This window comes from Halomonas gemina, assembly GCF_023554995.1.
Taxonomy (GTDB): Bacteria; Pseudomonadota; Gammaproteobacteria; order Pseudomonadales; family Halomonadaceae; genus Halomonas; species Halomonas gemina.
The window spans coordinates 136,823-156,271 of the sequence record NZ_JAMJPK010000004.1 but is presented as its reverse complement, the minus strand read 5'-3'; the positions used below and the strand labels follow the sequence as shown (position 1 = coordinate 156,271).

18 protein-coding genes are annotated in these 19,449 nt (G+C 69.5%); 9 read left to right on the top strand and 9 right to left on the bottom strand.

Annotated features, from left to right (window positions below; genetic code table 11):
• Positions 1-105: 105 nt before the first annotated feature.
• The 3 genes from M8009_RS10075 to M8009_RS10065 all read left to right on the top strand — a co-directional run bounded on the left by M8009_RS10075 (position 106) and on the right by M8009_RS10065 (position 3,664).
• Positions 106-1,551, top strand: a complete 1,446-nt coding sequence (locus M8009_RS10075; protein ID WP_250060706.1) for an NAD-dependent succinate-semialdehyde dehydrogenase — start codon at positions 106-108, stop codon at positions 1,549-1,551.
• Between the two features lie 34 nt (positions 1,552-1,585).
• Positions 1,586-2,884, top strand: a complete 1,299-nt coding sequence (gene gabT, locus M8009_RS10070) for a 4-aminobutyrate--2-oxoglutarate transaminase (protein WP_250060705.1) — start codon at positions 1,586-1,588, stop codon at positions 2,882-2,884.
• Between the two features lie 165 nt (positions 2,885-3,049).
• Entirely contained in the window at positions 3,050-3,664 is a 615-nt protein-coding gene (locus tag M8009_RS10065) for a hypothetical protein (RefSeq protein ID WP_250060704.1), read from the top strand.
• A 70-nt stretch (positions 3,665-3,734) separates the two neighbouring features.
• Here M8009_RS10065 and M8009_RS10060 read toward each other — a convergent pair whose 3' ends face one another.
• Both M8009_RS10060 and M8009_RS10055 read right to left on the bottom strand, forming a co-directional pair.
• A complete protein-coding gene (locus M8009_RS10060; RefSeq protein WP_250060703.1) occupies positions 3,735-3,977 on the bottom strand; it encodes a GlsB/YeaQ/YmgE family stress response membrane protein in 243 nt (80 codons plus the stop codon).
• Between the two features lie 83 nt (positions 3,978-4,060).
• On the bottom strand, positions 4,061-4,609 hold the full coding sequence (locus M8009_RS10055) for a DUF924 family protein (RefSeq protein WP_250060702.1): 549 nt from the start codon (positions 4,607-4,609) through the stop codon (positions 4,061-4,063).
• An 85-nt stretch (positions 4,610-4,694) separates the two neighbouring features.
• On the opposite strand from M8009_RS10055, the gene M8009_RS10050 reads away from it, so the two are divergent.
• From M8009_RS10050 to M8009_RS10030, 5 genes are all read left to right on the top strand, one after another.
• A complete protein-coding gene (locus M8009_RS10050; RefSeq protein WP_250060701.1) occupies positions 4,695-4,913 on the top strand; it encodes a hypothetical protein in 219 nt (72 codons plus the stop codon).
• 166 nt (positions 4,914-5,079) lie between these two features.
• Positions 5,080-6,675, top strand: a complete 1,596-nt coding sequence (locus M8009_RS10045) for a solute:sodium symporter family transporter (protein WP_250060700.1) — start codon at positions 5,080-5,082, stop codon at positions 6,673-6,675.
• A gap of 124 nt (positions 6,676-6,799) precedes the next feature.
• Entirely contained in the window at positions 6,800-8,194 is a 1,395-nt protein-coding gene (locus tag M8009_RS10040; RefSeq protein ID WP_250060699.1) for a YcjX family GTP-binding protein, read from the top strand.
• The gene (locus tag M8009_RS10035) at positions 8,191-9,261 is read left to right on the top strand and encodes a TIGR01620 family protein (protein WP_250060698.1); all 1,071 of its coding nucleotides are present in this window, start codon (positions 8,191-8,193) and stop codon (positions 9,259-9,261) included. Before M8009_RS10040 ends, M8009_RS10035 begins: the two co-directional genes overlap by 4 nt.
• Before the next feature lie 80 nt (positions 9,262-9,341).
• Positions 9,342-9,782, top strand: coding sequence for a universal stress protein (locus M8009_RS10030; RefSeq protein WP_250060697.1), 441 nt, complete (start codon positions 9,342-9,344; stop codon positions 9,780-9,782).
• Between the two features lie 16 nt (positions 9,783-9,798).
• Here the strand turns inward: M8009_RS10030 and M8009_RS10025 are convergent, their stop codons facing one another.
• The 7 genes from M8009_RS10025 to M8009_RS09995 all read right to left on the bottom strand — a co-directional run bounded on the left by M8009_RS10025 (position 9,799) and on the right by M8009_RS09995 (position 17,237).
• Complete coding sequence (locus M8009_RS10025) at positions 9,799-10,920, bottom strand: ABC transporter ATP-binding protein (protein ID WP_250060696.1); 1,122 nt, start codon at positions 10,918-10,920, stop codon at positions 9,799-9,801.
• Positions 10,921-10,961: 41 nt separating this feature from the next.
• Positions 10,962-11,840: a carbohydrate ABC transporter permease gene (locus M8009_RS10020; protein ID WP_250060695.1), complete on the bottom strand. Its 879-nt coding sequence runs from the start codon at positions 11,838-11,840 to the stop codon at positions 10,962-10,964.
• The gene (locus tag M8009_RS10015) at positions 11,833-12,762 is read right to left on the bottom strand and encodes a carbohydrate ABC transporter permease (RefSeq protein WP_250060694.1); all 930 of its coding nucleotides are present in this window, start codon (positions 12,760-12,762) and stop codon (positions 11,833-11,835) included. Before M8009_RS10015 ends, M8009_RS10020 begins: the two co-directional genes overlap by 8 nt.
• 64 nt (positions 12,763-12,826) lie before the next feature.
• A complete protein-coding gene (locus tag M8009_RS10010) occupies positions 12,827-14,107 on the bottom strand; it encodes an ABC transporter substrate-binding protein (protein WP_250060693.1) in 1,281 nt (426 codons plus the stop codon).
• A 114-nt stretch (positions 14,108-14,221) separates the two neighbouring features.
• On the bottom strand, positions 14,222-15,628 hold the full coding sequence (locus tag M8009_RS10005) for an ATP-binding protein (RefSeq protein ID WP_250061167.1): 1,407 nt from the start codon (positions 15,626-15,628) through the stop codon (positions 14,222-14,224).
• Positions 15,629-15,711: 83 nt separating this feature from the next.
• Positions 15,712-16,437, bottom strand: coding sequence for a response regulator (locus M8009_RS10000; RefSeq protein WP_250060692.1), 726 nt, complete (start codon positions 16,435-16,437; stop codon positions 15,712-15,714).
• Positions 16,434-17,237 carry a Cof-type HAD-IIB family hydrolase gene (locus M8009_RS09995; RefSeq protein ID WP_250060691.1) on the bottom strand — a complete coding sequence of 268 codons (804 nt, stop codon included), beginning with the start codon at positions 17,235-17,237 and terminating at the stop codon, positions 16,434-16,436. Before M8009_RS09995 ends, M8009_RS10000 begins: the two co-directional genes overlap by 4 nt.
• A gap of 233 nt (positions 17,238-17,470) precedes the next feature.
• Between M8009_RS09995 and M8009_RS09990 the strand changes: the two genes are divergently transcribed.
• A complete protein-coding gene (locus tag M8009_RS09990) occupies positions 17,471-19,411 on the top strand; it encodes an exoribonuclease II (protein WP_250060690.1) in 1,941 nt (646 codons plus the stop codon).
• Positions 19,412-19,449: the final 38 nt, after the last annotated feature.

The window sequence follows — 19,449 nt, the reverse complement described above, 5'->3', positions numbered from 1 at the left end:
GAGGAGCAACGGATCATGCAAATCGGGAAGGCCCGGGGCTTGGCGAGTTGTTTTAAATAATGCACACTCGTCCAACAAGATGATCAACCCCGACGAGGAATCCCCATGTCCGCGGAACCCCAGCTGCTGATCGATAAGGCCTATGTGGCCGGCCAGTGGCGCGATGGCACGCGCCGCTTCGCCGTGACCAACCCCGCCACCGGCGAGACCCTGGCAGAGGTCCCCGACCTCGACGCCGAGGCGGCCCGCGAGGCCGTGACTGCCGCGGCGGATGCCTGGCCGGCCTGGCGGCGACGCACCGCCAAGGAGCGTGCCGCCCTGCTGCGCGCCTGGTTCGACGCCATCATGGCCAACCAGGAAGCCCTGGCGAGGCTGATGACCCTGGAACAGGGCAAGCCGCTGGCCGAGTCCCGTGGCGAGGTGGCCTATGGCGCCTCCTTCGTGGAGTTCTATGCCGAGGAGGCCAAGCGCGTCGCCGGCGAGACCCTGCCCAGCCACGGGGTGGACAAGCGCATCCTGGTGTTCCGCGAGCCGATCGGCGTGGTGGCGGCCATCACTCCCTGGAACTTCCCGCTGGCGATGATCACCCGCAAGTGCGCCCCGGCCCTGGCCGCCGGCTGCCCGGTGGTGATCAAGCCCGCCGAGGCCACCCCGCTCACCGCCCTGGCCCTGGTCAAGCTCGCCGAGGAGGTCGGCTTCCCGGCCGGGGTGATCAACATCGTCACCGCCTCCCGGCCGGCCGAGATCGGAGAGGTGCTGACCACCGATCCGCGGGTGCGCAAGATCTCCTTCACCGGCTCCACCCCCGTGGGCAAGCGCCTGCTGGCCCAGTGCGCCGGCACCGTCAAGAAGGCCTCCATGGAACTCGGGGGGAACGCTCCCTTCATCGTCTTCGATGACGCCGATCTGGATGCCGCCGTGGAGGGCGCCGTGGCCTCCAAGTACCGCAACTCCGGCCAGACATGTGTCTGCACCAACCGCCTGCTGGTCCAGGCCGGGGTCTACGAGGCCTTCCTGGAGAAGCTGGCCAGACGCGTCGCCCAGCTCGAGGTCGGCAACGGCCTCGACGAGGGCGTGGTGCAGGGCCCGCTGATCAACCCCGCCGCCGTCGAGAAGGTGCAGAGCCACGTGCGCGACGCCCTGGACAAGGGCGGCCGGCTGGTCTGCGGCGGCAAGCCCCACGCGCTTGGCGGCACCTTCTTCCAGCCGACGATCATCGCCGACGTGACCGAGGAGATGAAGGTGGCCACCGAGGAGACCTTCGGCCCCCTGGCGCCGGTGTTCCGCTTCGAGTCCGAGGAAGAGGCCATCGCCATGGCCAACGCCACCGAATTCGGCCTGGCCGCCTACTTCTATGCCCGCGACTATCGCCGTATCTGGCATGTCATGGAAGGGCTGGAATATGGCATGGTGGCGGTGAACGAAGGCATTCTCTCTACCGAGCTGGCGCCCTTCGGTGGGGTCAAGGAGTCAGGGCTGGGACGCGAGGGCTCGCGCCACGGCCTGGATGAGTACACTGAGCTAAAATACGTCTGTGTCGGCGGCCTGTGATCGCCCGCAACGTCTGACCAAGGAGACAGGACCCATGAACAACGCAGAACTCAACGAACTCAAGCAGCGCTACGTGGCCAGCGGCGCGGCCAGCCCGGCCACCCAGTTTGCCGACCGCGCCGAGAACGCCCTGGTGTGGGACGCCGACGGCAATCGCATCATCGATTTCGCCGGCGGCATCGGCGTGCTCAACATCGGTCATCGCCACCCCAAGGTGGTCCAGGCGGTCAAGGACCAGCTCGACAAGGTGATGCACACCTGCCAGACCGTGATGCCCTATGAGGGCTACGTCAAGGTGGCCGAGAAGCTCAGCCAGGTCACCCCGGTGCGTGGCCATGCCAAGGTGATGCTGGCCAACTCGGGGGCCGAGGCGCTGGAAAACGCTGTCAAGGTCGCCCGTGCCGCCACTGGCAAGAACAACGTGATCTGCTTCGATGGCGGCTACCACGGCCGCACCTTCATGACCATGGCCATGAACGGCAAGGTCGCACCTTACTCCACCGACTTCGGCTCCATGCCGGGCAACGTCTTCCGCGCCCCCTACCCGGTGCCCTACCACGGCGTCAGCGAGGACGAGGCCCTGCGCGGCCTGAAGATGGCGCTCAAGACCGACGCCAACCCCCGCGACACCGCGGCCATCGTGCTTGAGCCGGTGCTCGGCGAGGGCGGCTTCTATCCGGCGCCGGCGAGCTTCCTAAAGGCGATCCGCGAGATCTGTGACGAGCACGGCATGCTGATGATCGTGGACGAGGTGCAGTCCGGCTTCGGGCGCACCGGCAAGCTGTTCGCCATCGAGCACAGCGGCGTCGAGCCCGACATCATCACCATGGCCAAGAGCATGGCCGACGGCATGCCGATCTCCGCGGTGGTCGGCACCGACAAGCACATGGACGCCTCCGGCGCCAACTCCCTGGGCGGCACCTATACCGGCAGCCCGGTCTCCTGCGCCGCCACCCTGGCCGTGCTGGAGGTCTTCGAGCAGGAGAACATCCTCGAGAAGAGCCAGGCGCTCGGCGACAAGCTGGCCAAGCGCTTCGCCCAGTGGCAGCAGACCTTCGACTGCGTCGACAACGGTCGCAACATGGGCGCCATGGCGGCCATCGACCTCGTCTCCGACAAGGCCAAGCACACCCCGGATGCCGACCTGGCCGGCGCACTGTGCAAGAAGGCCCGCGAGAAGGGCCTGATCCTGCTCTCCTGCGGCCTCTACGGCAACACCATCCGCTTCCTGATGCCGGTCACCATCGAGGACGAGGTGCTCGAGGAAGGCCTCGCCATCGTCGAGGAGTCCCTCAAGGAGCTGGTCGGCAGCAAGAGTGCCGCCACCGCCTGACCGGGCTCGACCTGAAACGGCGCACGACCCACCCCGCCCGGCTGGAGACAGCCGGGCGGTTCGCGTTGGCGCCCCGGGGCGTTGACGCCATGCGGCCGAAACCCTGCTATGGTCGCAGCCTGCAGCTCGACCCCTCGCTACTCGCTCGCAAATCGGTATGGCGCCATGATCCTTCGCACGCTCTCCCTGCTGCGCTCCCTGCAGGGCGCTCATCACACTGTCACCGATGCCCAGGCCCGTATCCAGCAGGCCTGTGACTATCGCTGGCTCCGGCGACAGCTGGGCCACGGGATGGTCGGTGCCCGACAGGTCTCGCTGGCAGACGGCACCCCCGCCGTATCGGTGGTGGTGCCCTTCGTGGCCACGCCGGCGCGGCGCCGCGGGGGGCGCTGGCCGGCGGATGCCGACGAGCGCGAGCGCTGCTTCGTGGAGGGGGCCCACGCCTGTCGGGCCGCCGGGGCTCCGGGCTACCGCAAGCTGGAGAGCCTCTCCCAGGGGCTGGCCCAGGGCGGCATGGCGATATTGAAGGACGCGGCACGCTTCCAGTACCTGCTCGACCAGCAGGCCCTGCGACTCACCTGGCGCCGTCCGGGCACCCTGCCGCCCGACCTGGCCCGGCAGCTCGGCCGCTGCCTGCCCGGCGGCGATGCCGAACGCCACGGCCTCTTCCTGCTGACCCTCAAGGTGCCCGCCTCTCCTCCCGAGGTCACGCCGGACGGCGCCTGGCTGGACGCCAGCCTGGACCGCTACCGGCGTATCCTGCCCACCCCGGCGGGCTGAGGGCCGACACGAAACCGCCCGGCCGAGGTCAGCCGGGCGGTCATCTCGCCACTAGATGGTGCCTGCTGCGTCAGGCCTTCCTGACCTTGGCGATCACCCACAGCAGCACCACGGCGCCGACGATGGCGGTAACCAGCGAGCCGATGAAGCCACCGGCCTGCAGGCCCAGCAGGCTGAACAGGCCACCGCCGATGACGGCCCCCACCACGCCGACCCCGATATTGCCGAGGATGCCGAAGCCGCCGCCGCGCATGATATGGCCGGCGATCCAGCCGGCCAGGCCACCGATGATCAACCAGGCAATGATTCCCATGCTGCTCACTCCTTTTCCTTGGTGAAGAACTGAAGAGATGAAGAGGTCTCGATGGTGCCTTGCCAGGCATCGGGAGAAAAGCCTCAGAATGCGGAACCCGGCTGCGCGAGGAAGGCCAGTTCCTCGCGGGTGGAGTCACGCCCGAGCACGGCATTGCGATGGGGGTAGCGGCCGAAGCGCTCGACCACCTCGCGATGGCGGTGCGCGTGGCGCAGGTTCTCCTCCAGCCCCGGCTGGGCGAACAGGCGCACCGCCTCGTCATGGATAGCCAGCGACTCGCTGTGCATGTAGGGCATGAAGAGAAAGGCCCGCCAGGGCACGTCCAGCAGCCGGTCCGCGCGCTGGGCAACCGCCTCCTGGGCCAGCACCAGGGCCACCGGGTCCCAGGCAAAGGCACGGGCCGACCCCCGATGGATGTTGCGCGCAAACTGGTCGAGCACGATCACCTCGGCCAGGCGGCCGCGAGCGGACGCCCGCCACTGCCAGAGCTCGCCCTGCCCGGCGGCCGTCAGCCAGTCGCCGAAGCGCCGTGTGATCTCGGCATCCAGGGCCGGGTCCTTGCGGAACCACTGGGCGGGCGCGAGCTCCCTGAACCAGAAGTCGATCACCGCCTCCGGGCGACGCTCTTCCATGATGGCCTCCTCTTCGCCCCGGGGTGGAGCTGATACCATCACAGGGTAGCCGCCCCACCCCCTGCCCACCACCGAAGGGAGCCCCATGACCACCTACGACCTGCTGCAGATGCTGGGTTACGTCTTCAACATCCTCGGCCTGCTGGTCTGCATCGGCGGCCTGACCCTGGCCCGCCGCCCCGACCGCCGCCTGCTCGGCCGCAGCCTGGCGGTGCTGGGGTTCGTGATCGCCGCGGCCCCCGTGCTGGTGCAGCTCCTCGGGCTGGTCGAACCCGTGCCGGTGGGTGCCCTGCCGCCACGCTAGACGGAGTGACAGCCTCCCTCTCAATGTCGGACAATTAGACGAAAGGTGAATGGCAGTGGTGAGTCACAGGATTAGACTCGCCCCCCAACGTAGTAATCTTACCTACATTCACGCCGCCAACACCGCTTGCGCGGCCGAATTCACGTCTCACAAGGATGTTTCCGACATGCATGCCCTGACCCTGGCGTCCTTCCTCTTCTTCACGGGGCTGGTCGCCTTCATCACCTGGCGCATCACGCGCCGCGACGACCACAAGACGCCCAACGGTTTCTTCCTGGCCGGGCGCAGCCTGACCTTCCCGCTGATCGCCGGCTCGCTACTGATGACCAACCTCTCCACCGAGCAGATGGTGGGGCTCAACGGTGCGGCCTTCAGCGACGGCCTCTCCGTGATGGCCTGGGAGGTCGTGGCGGTCATCGCCCTGGTGGCGCTGGCGCTGTTCTTCCTGCCACGCTTCCTGAGGAGCGGCATCGCCACCCTGCCCCAACTGCTGGAGCTGCGCTTCGACAAGACCACCCAGCTGATCACCAACATCATCTTCCTGATCGCCTATGCGGTGATCCTGCTGCCGATCATCCTCTACTCCGGCGCCATGGGGCTGCAGGGCATGCTCGACCTTCAGGGGCTCACCGGCATCGAATCGCCCACAGTGCTGCTGTGGCTGACGGTCTGGCTGGTGGGGCTGATCGGCTCCGTCTACGCCCTGTTCGGCGGCCTGCGTACCGTCGCCGTCTCCGACACCCTCAACGGCGTGGGCCTGCTGGTCGGCGGCTTCGTGATCGTCTACTTCGGCCTGCAGGCGGTGAGCGGTGACGGCGGCGTCCTGGAGGGCTGGGCACTCCTCAAGGAGAGCGACCCCGAGATGCTCAACTCCATCGGGAGCAGCGAGCAGCAGGTGCCCTTCGCGACCCTGTTCACCGGGGTCTTCCTGATCAACCTCTTCTACTGGACCACCAACCAGCAGATCATCCAGCGGACCTTTGCCGCCAAGACCCTCGCCGAGGGCCAGAAGGGCGTGCTGCTGACCGGCTTCTTCAAGCTGCTCGGCCCCCTCTACCTGGTGCTGCCGGGGATCATCGCCTACCACCTCTATGCCGACCAGGGCGTGCGCGCCGACGAGGCCTACGGCCACCTGGTGTTCAACGTGCTGCCCGCGCCGCTCACCGGCTTCTTCGCCGCGGTGATGGTCGGCGCCATCCTGTCGTCGTTCAACTCGGCGCTCAACAGCACCACCACCCTGTTCAGCCTGGGCTTCTACAAGGTGGTGCTCAACAAGAACGCCAGCGAGGCGCAGGTGGTGCGCTCGAGCAAGATCTTCGGCTGGATCATGGCCGTCGCCGCCATGACCATCGCCCCGCTGCTGGCCGGCCAGGAGAGCCTGTTCGGCTACCTGCAGAAGATGAACGCCATCTACTTCATCCCCATCCTGGCCGTGGTACTGGTGGGCCTGCTGACCCGTCGCGTGCCGCCCCTGGCGGCCAAGGTCGCCCTGGTGGGCGGCTGCCTACTGATCTTCGCCGGCTACTTCATCCCGCCCTTCGACAGGCTGCCGGTGGTGATGCACGAGTTCCACTTCGTGGCCAGCGTCTTCGCGCTGCTGGTGGCGGTGATGCTGCTGATCGGCCGGCTGCGCCCCCGCGAGACCCCCTGGGTCCACGAGGACAGCGGCGCCGTCGACCTGACCCCCTGGCGGGGCGCCATCCCCGCCGGCATCGTGCTGGTGATCCTGGTGATCGCCATCTACGCGGCCTTCGCCGGCTGACGCCGCCAGGCCTGCCTCTCGCTGCCCCGCCCCGCGGGGCAGCGTCGTTTCATGACCCCACGCCTTGTCAGGCGCGTGCCCGACCCGCACATTAGGTCAGCATACGACCCTGCAAGGATGCCCCATGCGCACCCCGCTGACCCGTGAACTCCATGACCTGCTCGAGCGCGGACGCGACCGCCAGCTGCGCCTGGCGGTGACCGGCCTGTCGCGCTCGGGCAAGACCGCCTTTCTCACCTCGCTGGTCAACCAGCTGCGCCATGCCGGCCTCGAGGCGCGACTCGACCTGCTGCCGGCCGCCCGCGAGGGGCGCCTGCTCGGTGCCCGTCGGGTGCAGCAGCAGGACCTCGCCGTGCCGCGCTTCCCCTATGACCAGGCGATGCTGGCGCTGGACGACCAGCCACCGCGCTGGCCGGAGCCGACCCGCGGCATCAGCGAGCTGCGCCTGGCGATCCGCTACCGGCCGGCGCGGCGCGGCCTGCTCGGCGCCGAGACCCGCCAGCTGACCCTGGATCTCTTCGATTACCCCGGAGAGTGGCTGCTCGACCTGCCGCTGCTGGCGCACGACTACCTGAGCTGGAGCGGGACCCAGCGCCATGACGTCGGCAGCGAGCGCGCCGCCCTGTTCGCCGATTGGCACCGCGCGGTGGCCGGCCTCGACCCGGCCGAGGAGGTCGACGAGGCGCGCCTGGCCGAGATCGCCGAGCTGTATGCCAGGGGACTGCGGGCCGCGCGGGAGGCCGGCTTCGCCGACCTGCAGCCGGGACGCTTCCTGCTGCCCGGGGAGCTCGAGGGGGCCCCGGTGCTGCAGTTCTTCCCCCTGCCGGGCATCATGGAGGCCGACCGCGATGCGCTCGCCGCCCTGCCCGCCGAGAGCCTCTACGCCACCCTCGCCCGGCGCTTTCGCCACTACCAGCAGCACATCGTCAAGCCCTTCTATCGCGAGCACTTTCGCCGCTTCGACCGCCAGATCGTGCTGGTCGACGTGCTCGGGGCCCTCAACGCCGGGCCTGAGCGTTTCGAGGACCTCTCCCGCGCCCTGTCGAACCTGATGCAGAGCTTCGACTACGGCCGGCGCAGCCTGCTCACGCGGCTGTTCGCCCCGCGCATCGACCGCCTGGCCATCGCCGCCACCAAGGCCGACCATGTCAGCCCCGAGCAGCACGGCCGCCTGGTCGGCCTGCTCGAGGCCCTGCTCGCCGACCCGCTGAAGGACCTGCGCTTCGCCGACGTGCCGGTCCGGGCCCTGTCGCTGGCGGCGATCCGTGCCACCGAGAGCCGCGAGGTGAACCAGCAGGGGCGACGCACCCCGGCCCTGCGCGGCACCACCCTGGCCGGCGAGTCGCTGCTGCTGTTTCCCGGCGAGGTCCCCGACCGGCTACCGGGGGCGGACTTCTGGGCCCGCCAGGGCTTCGACTTCACGGCCTTCCGCCCCCTGCCCCGCGACAAGGGCGCGCCGCTGCCCCATATCCGCATGGATGCCGCCCTGGAGTGGCTGATCGGAGACAAGCTGACATGACCCCTTCCCGCGAACAGGACCCACGCCCGGGCGAGCGCTTCACCCTCGACGACGCGCCGCCCCCGGAGGCCGACGCCCTGGATCCACGGCCCGGGCAGCACTTCGAGGCCGGGCTACCGAGCCAGCCGCTGGCCGATCCCCAGGCCGATGCACCCCCCGGCGAACGCGCGCTGGGGGATGGCCTGATGCGCCCGCGCAAGCGTCGCTGGGGGCTGCTCGCGCTGCTTGGCGGCAGCCTGGGCCTGGGCGCGGTGGAGGCCGGCCGGACCCTGCACGCCGCCAGCCTCGGCGGCGACTGGCTGGCCGGCGGCTGGAGCCTGCTGCTGCTGCTGGCCCTGGGGCTCGGCGGATCGGCCCTGCTGCGCGAGCTGTGGCGCCTGCGCCGCCTGAGCCGCCACGCCCGGCTGCGCGAGCACCTCGCCGCCCTGCCCGAGGCCACCCCGGCCCGGGCGCTGTCGCTGGCCGGCCAGCTGCGCCGCGACCTCGGACTGGACGACGACCACCCCCATTGGCAGGCCTTCCTGGCCGCTCACGAGCCGCATCATGACGGGCGCGATACCCGCGCGCTGCTCTCCCATCACCTGCTCGCCCCACGCGACCGGGAAGCCCGTCGGCTGATCTCGCGGATGTCCGGCGAGACCGCGGTGATGGTGGCGGTCAGCCCGCTGACCCTGGTCGACATGACGCTGGTCGCCTGGCGCCACCTGGCGATGATCGACCGCCTGTGCCGGCTCTACGGGCTGGAGCTGGGCTATGCGGCACGCCTGCGACTACTGCGCAGCGTGCTCTACCAGATGGCGTTCGCCGGGGCCAGCGAGATCGCCAGCGAGGCGAGCATGCAGATGCTATCGATGGACCTGGCCGGCAAGCTCTCGACGCGTGCCGCCCAGGGCCTCGGCGTCGGGCTGCTGGGGGCGCGCCTGGGGCTGCGCGCCCAGCGCCTGGCCCGGCCGCTGGACTTCGCCACGGACGAGGCCCCGCGCATGGCCGACCTGCGCCGCGACCTCTGGCAGCAGCTGCGTCGCCTGGAGGCCGGCGAGGATAAGGCGAAGGCGCGCCATCCTTGATCCGGATCATGACACCACGCGAGCGGGTGACTAGGCTCCTCGGTAGGTACTCCCACCATCACCCCTGAAGGATGCCCATCATGTTCCACTCCATCCTGGTGCCCGTCGACGGCTCCGAGCACGCCAAGAAGGCGCTCTCCGTGGCCTGCCAGCTGGCCCGACAGGAGAACGCCGCCCTGCACCTGCTGCACATTCCCGAGGAACTCGCCCACGAGACCACCCTGGTCTGGGGCATCGGCGCCATCGCCATCGAGGCCTCGCGGGAGGAGCGCGAGGCCGTCGGCAAGCAGGTCGTCGACCGGGCCGCCGAGGCCGCCCGCGAACTCGGCGCCACCAACCTCGAGACAATCATCGGCCAGGGCGACCCGGCCCGCACCATCATCAGCGAGGCGCGCCGCCGCGGCGTCGATGCCATCGTCATGGGCAGCCGGGGCCTGAGCGACCTCAAGGGGCTGGTGGTCGGCAGCGTCTCCCACAAGGTCAGCCACGCCGCCGACTGCACCGTGATCACGGTGCGCTGACCCGCCCCCGCACGGCTCAGGCGAGTCGCCGCTGGCTCTCGCTGTCGAAGAGCACGGCACGCCCCATGTCGACCCGCAGTGACAGCCGCTCCCCCGGCGCCACCCGGCACTTGGGGCCCACCCGGGCGGTGACCTCGCCCTCCCCCAGGGGAAGGCGCAGCAGGATGTCAGCCCCGGTGGGCTCGACCACGCTGACCCGCGCCTCCAGCAGGGTGCCCTCGGCCTGCGCGGTCAGGCGCCGGTCCTCTTCGCTGAAGTGCTCCGGCCGCAGCCCCAGGATCACCGGCTGGCCGACTCGCCCGGCCAGGGCCGGCGTCTCCCGCGATGCCGGCCAGGGCAGCACCAGGGCCTCCTCGCCCTCGGTGGCGACCCGCAGCCGATAGTCGCCGGCCCGCCCCTCCAGGGTCGTGGTGATGAAGTTCATCGAAGGTGAGCCCATGAAGCCGGCGACGAAGATGTCGACCGGGTCGTTGTAGACCTCGTCCGGCGTGCCCAGCTGCAGGATATGGCCATCGCGCATCACGGCGATGCGATCGGCCAGGGTCATGGCCTCGATCTGGTCGTGGGTGACGTAGACGATGGTGGTACCGAGGCGCTGGTGGAGCTTCTTGATCTCGGTGCGCATGTCCACGCGCAGCTTGGCATCCAGGTTGGAGAGGGGCTCGTCGAACAGGTAGACCGCGGGTTCCCGGGCCAGGGCCCGGCCCATGGCCACCCGCTGACGCTGCCCCCCGGAGAGCTGGGAGGGCTTGCGATCGAGCAGGGAGGTGATCTGCAGCAGGTCGGCCACCCGCTCGACCGCCGCCTCGCGCTCGGCCCTGGGCACCTTGCGCATCTCCAGGCCGAAGCTGATGTTGCCGCGCACCGTCATGCTCGGGTAGAGCGCATAGGACTGGAAGACCATGGCGATGTCGCGCTCCGCCGGGGTGAGCCAGGTGACGTCGCGGTCGGCGATGCGGATCTGGCCATCGGTGACCGGCTCCAGGCCGGCGATGGCATTCATCAGGGTCGACTTGCCGCACCCCGAGGGGCCGACCAGGATCAGGAACTCGCCGGACTCGATGGCCAGGCTGACGTCCTTGAGGACGCGTTCGTTGCCGAAGTCCTTGCGGACCTCGTGGATCTCGAGAGCTGACATGGCGGATTACCTTGGTTGTTCATTGTTCATGGGGCGCGGGCTCAGCCCTTGACGGAGCCCGCGGTGAGCCCGCGCACGAAGTACTTGCCGGCCAGCACGTAGACCACCAGGGTCGGCAGCGCCGCGATCATGGCGGCGGCCATGTCGACGTTGTATTCGCGCACCCCCGTCGAGGTGTTGACCAGGTTGTTCAGGGCCACCGTCACCGGCTGGGTGTCATGGGCCGAGAAGGCCACCCCGAACAGGAAGTCGTTCCAGATCTGGGTGAACTGCCAGATCACCGAGACCACGATGATCGGCGCCGAGACGGGCAGCAGAATGCGCCAGAAGATGCGGAAGAAACCCGCGCCATCCAGCTTGGCCGCCGACACCAGCTCGGTGGGGACCGCGACATAGAAGTTGCGGAAGAACAGGGTGGTGAAGGCGATGCCGAAGATCACATGGACCAGGATCAGCCCCGCCCGGGAGCTCGAGAGCCCCAGCCAGCCCAGCGTCTGGGCCATGGGCAGCAGCACCACCTGGAAGGGGATGAAGCAGCCGAACAACATCAGCGCGAAGAGCAGCTCCGAACCCCTGAAGCGCCACTTGGTCAGGGCATAGCCGTTGAGCGCGCCGACCACGGTGGAGATCACCACCGCCGGGATGACGATGGCGAAGGAGTTCCAGAAGTAGCCGCCCACGCCCTCGCAGCGCATCCCGGTGCAGGCCTCGCCCCAGGCCTTGGCCCAGGGGGCCAGGGTCGGCGCCTGCGGCAGTGCCAGCAGGCTGCCGGCGCTGATCTCGTCGAGGGGCTTGATTGATGTGATCAGCATCACCGCCAGCGGCAGGAGGTAGAAGAGTGCGGCCAGCAGCAGCATGGCATGGAGCGCCAGGCGCGCCATCCGGGCACCGGGGGTGCGGCGTCGAATCACGTTATCCATGCTTGCGGCTCCTCAGCTCCGAGTAGAGGTAGGGAATCAGGATCGCCAGCACGCCGCCCAGCATCAGCATGGCGCTCGCCGAGCCCAGGCCGACCTGTGCCCGGGTGAAGGCGTGGGTATACATGAAGGTGGCCGGCAGGTCGGAGGCATAGCCGGGGCCGCCGCCGGTCAGGGCCACCACCAGGTCGAAGCTCTTGATGGCGATGTGGGCGAGGATCATCACCGCACTGAACATCACCGGCCGCAGGCAGGGGATCACCACCCGCCAGTAGATGCGCGGCAGGCTGCCGCCGTCGAGCTGGGCCGCCTTGATGATGCTGTCGTCGATGCCGCGCAGTCCCGCCAGGAACAGCGCCATGACGAACCCCGAGGCCTGCCACACGGCGGCGATCACCAGGGTGTAGACCGCCATGTCGGGGTCGATGAGCCAGTCGAAGGTGAACGACTCGAAGCCCCAGCTGCGCACCATCGCCTGGAGACCGAGCCCGGGGTTGAGCAGCCACTTCCAGACCACCCCGGTGACGATGAAGGAGAGCGCCATGGGGTAGAGGTAGATCGTGCGCAGGGTACCCTCCCGGCGGATGCGCTGGTCGAGCAGGATGGCCAGGAAGGCGCCCAGCACCAGGCAGATCACCACGAAGAGGCCACCGAAGATCACCAGATTGGTCGAGGCGACCCACCAGCGCTCGTTCTCCATCAGCCGGCCGTACTGGGCGAAGCCGATGAAGTCGTAGCTCGGCAGCATGCGCGAGCTGGTCAGGGAGAGGATGAAGGTCCATAGCATGAAGCCGTAGACGAAGAACAGCGAGATGGCGACGGAGGGGGCCAGCACCAGGCGTGGCAGCCGGTCCTGGAGGCGGCCGGACGACGAGCGTCGGCGCGCCGCCTGCCCGTCCTGTCGGAGGGAGGTCGAGAGTGTCATGGGAGGCGTCCTCGTGGATGAACACGGGCGCCGCCGCGGCGGCGCCCCGGGCCTGCGACGGGTGCTAGAGGGCGGCCTGGGCCGTGTTGACCATGCGCCGGGCGGCCTCCTCGGCCTCCATGTCACTGTCGTTGAAGTAGTTGGTGACGACATCGAAGATGGCGCCCTGGACGGCGGCGCGCACGGCCATGCCGTGCGCCATGCTGGGCACCAGGCCGCCCTCGTCAGCGGTGCGCTGGAAGTCGGCCAGCGACTGCTGGGCACAGCGGTCGAACTCGCTCATGTCCAGGTCGGGGCGCGCCGGGATCGAGCCCTTGGCGAGGTTGAAGGCCTCCTGGAAGGTCGGCTCCAGCACCAGCCGCGCCAGGTCCTGCTGGGCCTCGCGCTCGCCCTCGTCGCTGACCCGGAACATCGCCAGGCTGTCGATATTGAAGGTGAAGGCCTGCTGCGTGCCGGGGGCCGGCGCGCACAGGTAGTCCTCGCCGGCGGTCAGGCCCGCGGCGGTGAACTCGCCCTTGGCCCAGTCGCCCATCAGCTGCATGGCCGCATCGCCCTCGATGACCATGGAGGTGGCGATGTTCCAGTCGCGACCGGACATGTCGTCGTCCATCAGCTCGCGCAGGCGCTTGAAGGTCGCGAGCGCCTCGATCATCTGCTCGCCCCCCAGGGCCTCGGGGTCCAGGTCGACCAGGGCACGCCGGTAGAAGTCCGTGCCGCCGGTGGCCAGCACGATGTCCTCGAAGAGGGTGGCGTCCTGCCAGGCCTGGCCGCCGTGGGCCAGCGGGATATAGCCTGCCGCGCGCAGCGGCTCGGCCGCGGCGAACAGCTCATCGAGGGTGGCGGGCATCTCGACCCCGGCATCGTCGAGCACCTCGGGGTTGGCCCACAGCCAGTTGACGCGGTGGACGTTCACCGGCACGGCCACGTACTGGCCGTCATGGCGCATGACCTCGGCCACGGTCTCGGGCAGCAGCGTCTCCCACTGCTCGGCCTCGGCCACGGCGTCGAGATCGCCCAGCAGGCCGAGCTCGCCCCACTCCTGGATCTCCGGCCCCTTGATCTGGGCCGCGGAGGGCGGGTTGCCGGACATCGCACGCGACTTGAGCACGGTCATGGCGGTCTCGCCGCCACCGCCGGCCACCGCGAAGTCCTCCCAGGTGTGTCCCTCGGCCTCCATCAGCTCCTTGAGCACGTTGGCCGCCCGGGCCTCGCCGCCGGAGGTCCACCAGTGCAGGACCTCGACGTCGCCGGCCTGGACGCTGGAGAGGGTCAGGGAGGCCGCCAGGCCGGTGGCCAGGGCGAGCGCGGTCTTGCGGGGCGCGTGGAGTCGCTTGGATGCGTGCATGACGTGGATTCCTCGTGTCGTATTGTTATGGTCCCCCGGTGCACCGGGATAGCGACACGCTACGCCAGTCGTCGCGCTATGAGGCGTTACCGAGTCCTGCAAAGTGTTCGCCCTCTATTGCAGGTCGGTAACATTGGCCTGGCGAGGCAGGGTCAGGGTGACCAGCAGCCCGCCGCCGGGCGCATCGGCGAGCGCGATGTCGCCGCCATGGGCCCGCACGATGTGTCGCGCGATCCCGAGCCCCAGGCCGCTGCCGCCGGTATGCCGGCTGCGCGAGGGCTCCAGGCGCACGAAGGGCGAGAAGACCCGCTCGCGCTGCGCCTCGGGAATGCCGGGGCCGTGGTCGCGGATGGTGACGACCAGCCGGTCCCGGGCATCCGCGAGCCGCACCTCGGCGAAACGCCCGTAGAACAGGGCGTTCTCCAGCAGGTTGGCCAGGCAGCGCCTGAGGGCCAGCGGCTTGGCGGCGATGGGCAGTGCTGTCCCCTCGATGACCACCTCGCCACCATGCAGCCGCAGCTCGGCCGCCAGGTCGTGCAGCAGGGCAACGGGCTCGACCATGACGACCTGCTCCTGGAGATCCAGCCCCTTGACCGAGGCCAGCGCCCCCTTGACCAGCGCATCCAGCTCATCGAGGGAAGCGCAGAACCGCTCACGCTGCAGCGGGTCGTCGAGCATCTCGGCGCGCAGGCGCATGCGGGTGATCGGCGTCTTGAGATCGTGGGAGATCGCCGAGAAGAGCCGCTCGCGCTCCTCCACCTGCTCGCGGATGCGTCGCTGCATGCGGTTGAAGGCCACGGCCGTCGCCACCACCTCGCGAGGTCCGGTCTCGCGCAGGGGCGGGGCGTCGAGGTCGTCGCCCAGCTGGCGAGCGGCCCGCGAGAGCCGCGACAGCGGTCGCGTCATGCTGCGGATGCCCAGCAGGGAGAGCCCCAGCACGGTCAGCAGCACCATCAGCCCGGCCAGCAGGCGCTCCCCGGAGAGCCAGCTGCGCTCCTCGAACACCTCGGCGATCGGCAGGATGGTGGCCAGGTAGAGCCAGGTCCCGGGCTCCAGCTCGAGCTGCACGACCAGGATCGGCGGCGAGAGGGGCTCCATCAGCAGGCTGTGCTGCCCCCAGCGCGGGGGCAGGTCCTCCAGCAGCACCTCGTTGTTGAAGACGCGCAGATCCTCAGGGCGGGAGAACTCCACCAGCACCTCGTCGATGTCGAGTTGCTCGGTGAGGATGCGCTGGAAGGTGTCGACCACCAGGGCCTTCCCGGGTCCCTCGCCGATGTCGGCCACGTCGAGGCGCTTCTCGTTGACGCTGACGAAGAAGCGGGAACCGCCCATCTCGCGCAGCTGGTCCAGGACGATATGCCGGTACTCCCTCGGCAGCGAACGGAAGAAGCGCATGGTGGACGCCACGCTGTAAGCGACATTGCTCGACAGCTCGTCGAGCTGGGCCAGGCGGCTGTCGCGCACCTGGGAGGTCCAGATCACGTAGCTGGCCAGCTGCGCGGCCAGCACCCCGACGACCATGACCAGCACGAAGCGTCCGCGCAGGGTGCCCGGCAGGCCGCGCGCCAGCCGCCGGCGCAGCCGTCTCCACGGACCGTCTGCCGTCACGGCAGGGCCTCGACCCGGGCGGTGAGCACATAGCCCGCCCCGCGCACCGTGCGAATCAGCTGGGAGTGCTGGGCATCCTCGCCGAGGCGCTGTCGCAGGCGGCACACGTGCACGTCGATGGAGCGGTCCAGGGGCGGCGCCGGTCGCCCGCGGGTCAACTCGAAGAGCGCGTCGCGCGACAGCACCTGCTCGGGATGCGCGAGGAACACCTGTAGCAGCTGGAAGTCCGCGCCGGAGAGCGGAAGGTGCTGCCCCTCGATGTCGACCAGTTCGCGGGTCAGGCGATCCAGTCGCCAGTTGCCGAACGCCACCAGCCGCGCCTGGGCCGGATTCGTCGCCTCCTGATGGCCCCTGGCGCGACGCAGCACGGCCTTGATCCTCGCCAGCAGCTCGCGGGGATTGAAGGGCTTGCCCAGGTAGTCATCGGCGCCCAGCTCGAGACCCAGGATGCGATCGGTCTCGTCGGCGCTGGCGGTCAGCATGATGATCGGCACGTCGCTCTCGCGACGCAGGTCCCGGCAGAGGGTGAAACCGTCGTCGCCGGGCATCATGAGGTCCACGATCAGCAGGTCCGGCGTCTCGACCTCCAGCAGCCGGCGCAGCGCCTCGGCATCCTCGGCCAGCAGGGCGCGCATGCCGTGGCGGCCGAGGTAGTCGGCCAGCAGCTCACGGATCTCGGGGTCGTCGTCGACCACGATCAGGGTCACGGGTGCGGCAGTCATCCCGGCACTCCGAAGCGCTCGCGCAGCCGCGCGGCCACGGCCTGCTCATCGTGATGGCCGATGCGCTCGGCTCCGGGCACCCGGCCGGCCAGTTCGGGATGGGCATTGGCCATGACGTGGGCCTCGCCGGCCAGGGCGAGCATCTCGGTATCGTTGAGGTTGTCGCCGAAGGCCAGGCACGCCTCGGGGCCGAGTCCCAGGCGCTCGAGCAGCGCGGCGAGCGCGGTGCCCTTGTTCACCCCCGCGGCCATGATCTCCAGCGACGTGGCCATCGACCAGGTCAGGTGCAGCCGCTCGCCATGGCGGGCGCGGATCCTCGCCTCCAGGCGCCTGACCTCACCCGGGTCGCCGATGTAGAGCACCTTGCCGACCCCTTCGCCGTCGAGCTCGCCAGGGCCGGCGACCCGGTAGCCGAAGCCGGTGTGGGCATGCAGCGCCAGCAGGCCAGGCGCCTCGGCATCGATCAGCCACTCGTGCTCGTGGTAGAGGTTGAGGCGCACCTCGGGGGGACGCGGCAGGTCGATCAGCTCCCGGGCCAGCGAGGCCTCCAGGTGGCGGGCGCTGACCAGGCGATCTTCGGGGTCGTGGAGATAGGCGCCATTGGTGCTGATCACGTGCACCGGCACGCCCAGGCGCTCGCGGAAGCGCTGCATGTCCCGGAAGTGGCGTCCCGAGGCAAACGCCAGGTGGTGCCCCTGTCCCGCCAGGGCGCGCAGGGTGTCGACGGTCGTCGGGTGCAGGTCATGGTCGGCCCCGAGCAGGGTGCCGTCGAGGTCGGAGACGATCAGTCGTGGGGTCATGGGGGCTTCCGCGTGTCGTGAAGCCTTCAAGGCTACCGAAGGCACCCCCGCCTGTCTTCCCTGCCGCGCGCCGACCGCCCCTGCCCGCGGGAAGTGCCCGGTGGGCGTCCCACCCTCGCCTCCCGCCGGGCGCCTTCGCAAGCGCTTGATTCCACGTGGTGCCCAGCACGCCGTTTGGCGCCGGGGTCGCGAATCCGTATAGTGAGCCCCCTACTCGCCAACCGATCGTGACCATGCTGCAGAACAACTCGGCGCTTGCCCAGCTCAAGCAACAGATCCGCTCCAACACCCCTCGCGTCGAGGGCGTGATCAAGGCCACCGACAGGGGCTTCGGCTTCCTCGAGACCGACGACGGCAACTCCTACTTCGTGCCGCCCCCCGCCATGAAGCTGGTGCTCCATGGTGACCGCGTCGAGGCCATCCTCCACGAGGAGGGTGAAAAGAAATCGGTCGAGCCCGATACCCTGATCGAGACCGGCATGCAACGCTTCATCGCGCGGGTACAGAAGCGCGACGGACGCCTGGCGGTGGTTCCCGATCACCCCTCGATCAAGACCGCCCTCAAGGCCCGCATCAAGCGCAGCCTCGACGAGGCCAGCATCGCCGACGGCGACTGGGTGGTGGCCCGCCTGGTGCGCCACCCGCTCAAGCCCGACGACCGCGCCTTCTTTACCCAGATCGACGAGCTGGTGGCCAAGACCGACGACCCGGCCGTGCCGTGGCGCGTGACCCTGGCCCGCCATGCCCTGGAGCAGGAGTGCCCGGACGCCGGCGACGACTGGCCGCTGCGCGACGAGGGCCTCGCGCGCGAGGATCTGACCGCCGAGCCCTTCTTCACCATCGACGGCGAGAAGACCCGCGACATGGATGACGCCCTGCGCATCCGCTCCCGCGAGGATGGCGGCTGGTCGCTGACCGTGGCCATCGCCGACCCCACCGCCTACGTGGAGGAGGGGCATGCCGCCGACCTGGAGGCCCGTACCCGTGCCTTCACCGTCTACCTGCCGGGCCAGAACGTTACCATGCTGCCCGAGCAGCTGGCCGATGACCTCTGCTCGCTGTGGGTGGACAAGGATCGCCCGGTGCTGGCCTGCACCCTGGAGGTCGGCGCCGACGGCAGCCTCGGCGACTACCGCTTCTTCGCCGCTACCGCGCGCTCCCACGCCAAGCTCGCCTACGACCGGGTCTCCGACTGGCTCGAGGGCCAGGGCGACTGGGCGCCGGTTGATGCGATCGGCGATCAGCTCAAGGCCCTGGCGGCCATGACCGAAGCGCGCAGCGCCTGGCGGGCGGCCCACGCCCTGGTGTTCAAGGACCGGCCCGACTTCGTCTTCGACCTGGACGATGCCGGCAACGTGCTGGACATCCGCACCGAGCATCGGCGCATCGCCAACCGCATGATCGAGGAGTCGATGATCGCCGCCAACGCCTGCTGCGCGCACCTGCTCGCCGAGCATGTCGGCCACGGCATCTTCAACGTCCACCGCGCCTTCGAGCCGGAAAAGGCAGAAGCCGCCCAGGAGTTCCTGGCCAGCCAGGACATCCAGGTGGAGCAGGAGCAGCTCACCGAGCTGCCCCGCTACACCGAGCTCAAGCGCGAGCTCGAGGGCCGCGACGACGCATGGCTGGATGCCCGCCTGCGCCGCTTCCAGGGCTTCACCAGCATGTCCGCCCAGCCCGGGCCACACTTCGGCCTGGGGCTGGCCGCCTATGCCACCTGGACCTCGCCGATCCGCAAGTACGGCGACATGGTCAACCATCGCCTGATCAAGCGGGTCCTCAAGGGTGAGCAGGCCCCGGCCGAGGCCAGCCAGCAGCTCACCGAGCAGCTCACCGAGCGCCGCCGGCTGAACCGCATGGCCGAACGCGACGTCAAGGACTGGCTCTACGTGCGCTACCTGACCCCGGCCGCCGAGGCCCAGGAGACCTTCGAGGCCGAGATCGTCAACGTCAACCGCGGCGGCATGCGGGTGCGCCTGACCGCCAACGGCGCGACCGCCTTCATCCCCGCACCGCTGATGCACAGCGACCGCACCAAGGTGGCGATCGATGACAAGGAGGGCCGCATCCAGATCGACGGCGAGGAGCGCTTCAAGCTCGGCGACGTGATTCGCGTGGCGCTGACCGAGGCCCGCGAGGAGACCCGCTCGCTGGTGGGCCGCCCCGCGGACTGACCGCCCGGCAACGACAGGCAGCACAGGACGGCGACCCT

Bases quoted from the DNA above. Each gene is read 5' to 3' on its own strand.
- M8009_RS10075 (WP_250060706.1), top strand. From the start codon at position 106: ATGTCCGCGGAACCCCAGCTGCTGATCGATAAGGCCTATGTGGCCGGC.
- gabT (WP_250060705.1), top strand. From the start codon at position 1,586: ATGAACAACGCAGAACTCAACGAACTCAAGCAGCGCTACGTGGCCAGC.
- M8009_RS10065 (WP_250060704.1), top strand. From the start codon at position 3,050: ATGATCCTTCGCACGCTCTCCCTGCTGCGCTCCCTGCAGGGCGCTCAT.
- M8009_RS10060 (WP_250060703.1), bottom strand. From the start codon at position 3,977: ATGGGAATCATTGCCTGGTTGATCATCGGTGGCCTGGCCGGCTGGATC.
- M8009_RS10055 (WP_250060702.1), bottom strand. From the start codon at position 4,609: ATGGAAGAGCGTCGCCCGGAGGCGGTGATCGACTTCTGGTTCAGGGAG.
- M8009_RS10050 (WP_250060701.1), top strand. From the start codon at position 4,695: ATGACCACCTACGACCTGCTGCAGATGCTGGGTTACGTCTTCAACATC.
- M8009_RS10045 (WP_250060700.1), top strand. From the start codon at position 5,080: ATGCATGCCCTGACCCTGGCGTCCTTCCTCTTCTTCACGGGGCTGGTC.
- M8009_RS10040 (WP_250060699.1), top strand. From the start codon at position 6,800: ATGCGCACCCCGCTGACCCGTGAACTCCATGACCTGCTCGAGCGCGGA.
- M8009_RS10035 (WP_250060698.1), top strand. From the start codon at position 8,191: ATGACCCCTTCCCGCGAACAGGACCCACGCCCGGGCGAGCGCTTCACC.
- M8009_RS10030 (WP_250060697.1), top strand. From the start codon at position 9,342: ATGTTCCACTCCATCCTGGTGCCCGTCGACGGCTCCGAGCACGCCAAG.
- M8009_RS10025 (WP_250060696.1), bottom strand. From the start codon at position 10,920: ATGTCAGCTCTCGAGATCCACGAGGTCCGCAAGGACTTCGGCAACGAA.
- M8009_RS10020 (WP_250060695.1), bottom strand. From the start codon at position 11,840: ATGGATAACGTGATTCGACGCCGCACCCCCGGTGCCCGGATGGCGCGC.
- M8009_RS10015 (WP_250060694.1), bottom strand. From the start codon at position 12,762: ATGACACTCTCGACCTCCCTCCGACAGGACGGGCAGGCGGCGCGCCGA.
- M8009_RS10010 (WP_250060693.1), bottom strand. From the start codon at position 14,107: ATGCACGCATCCAAGCGACTCCACGCGCCCCGCAAGACCGCGCTCGCC.
- M8009_RS10005 (WP_250061167.1), bottom strand. From the start codon at position 15,628: ATGGTCGTCGGGGTGCTGGCCGCGCAGCTGGCCAGCTACGTGATCTGG.
- M8009_RS10000 (WP_250060692.1), bottom strand. From the start codon at position 16,437: ATGACTGCCGCACCCGTGACCCTGATCGTGGTCGACGACGACCCCGAG.
- M8009_RS09995 (WP_250060691.1), bottom strand. From the start codon at position 17,237: ATGACCCCACGACTGATCGTCTCCGACCTCGACGGCACCCTGCTCGGG.
- M8009_RS09990 (WP_250060690.1), top strand. From the start codon at position 17,471: ATGCTGCAGAACAACTCGGCGCTTGCCCAGCTCAAGCAACAGATCCGC.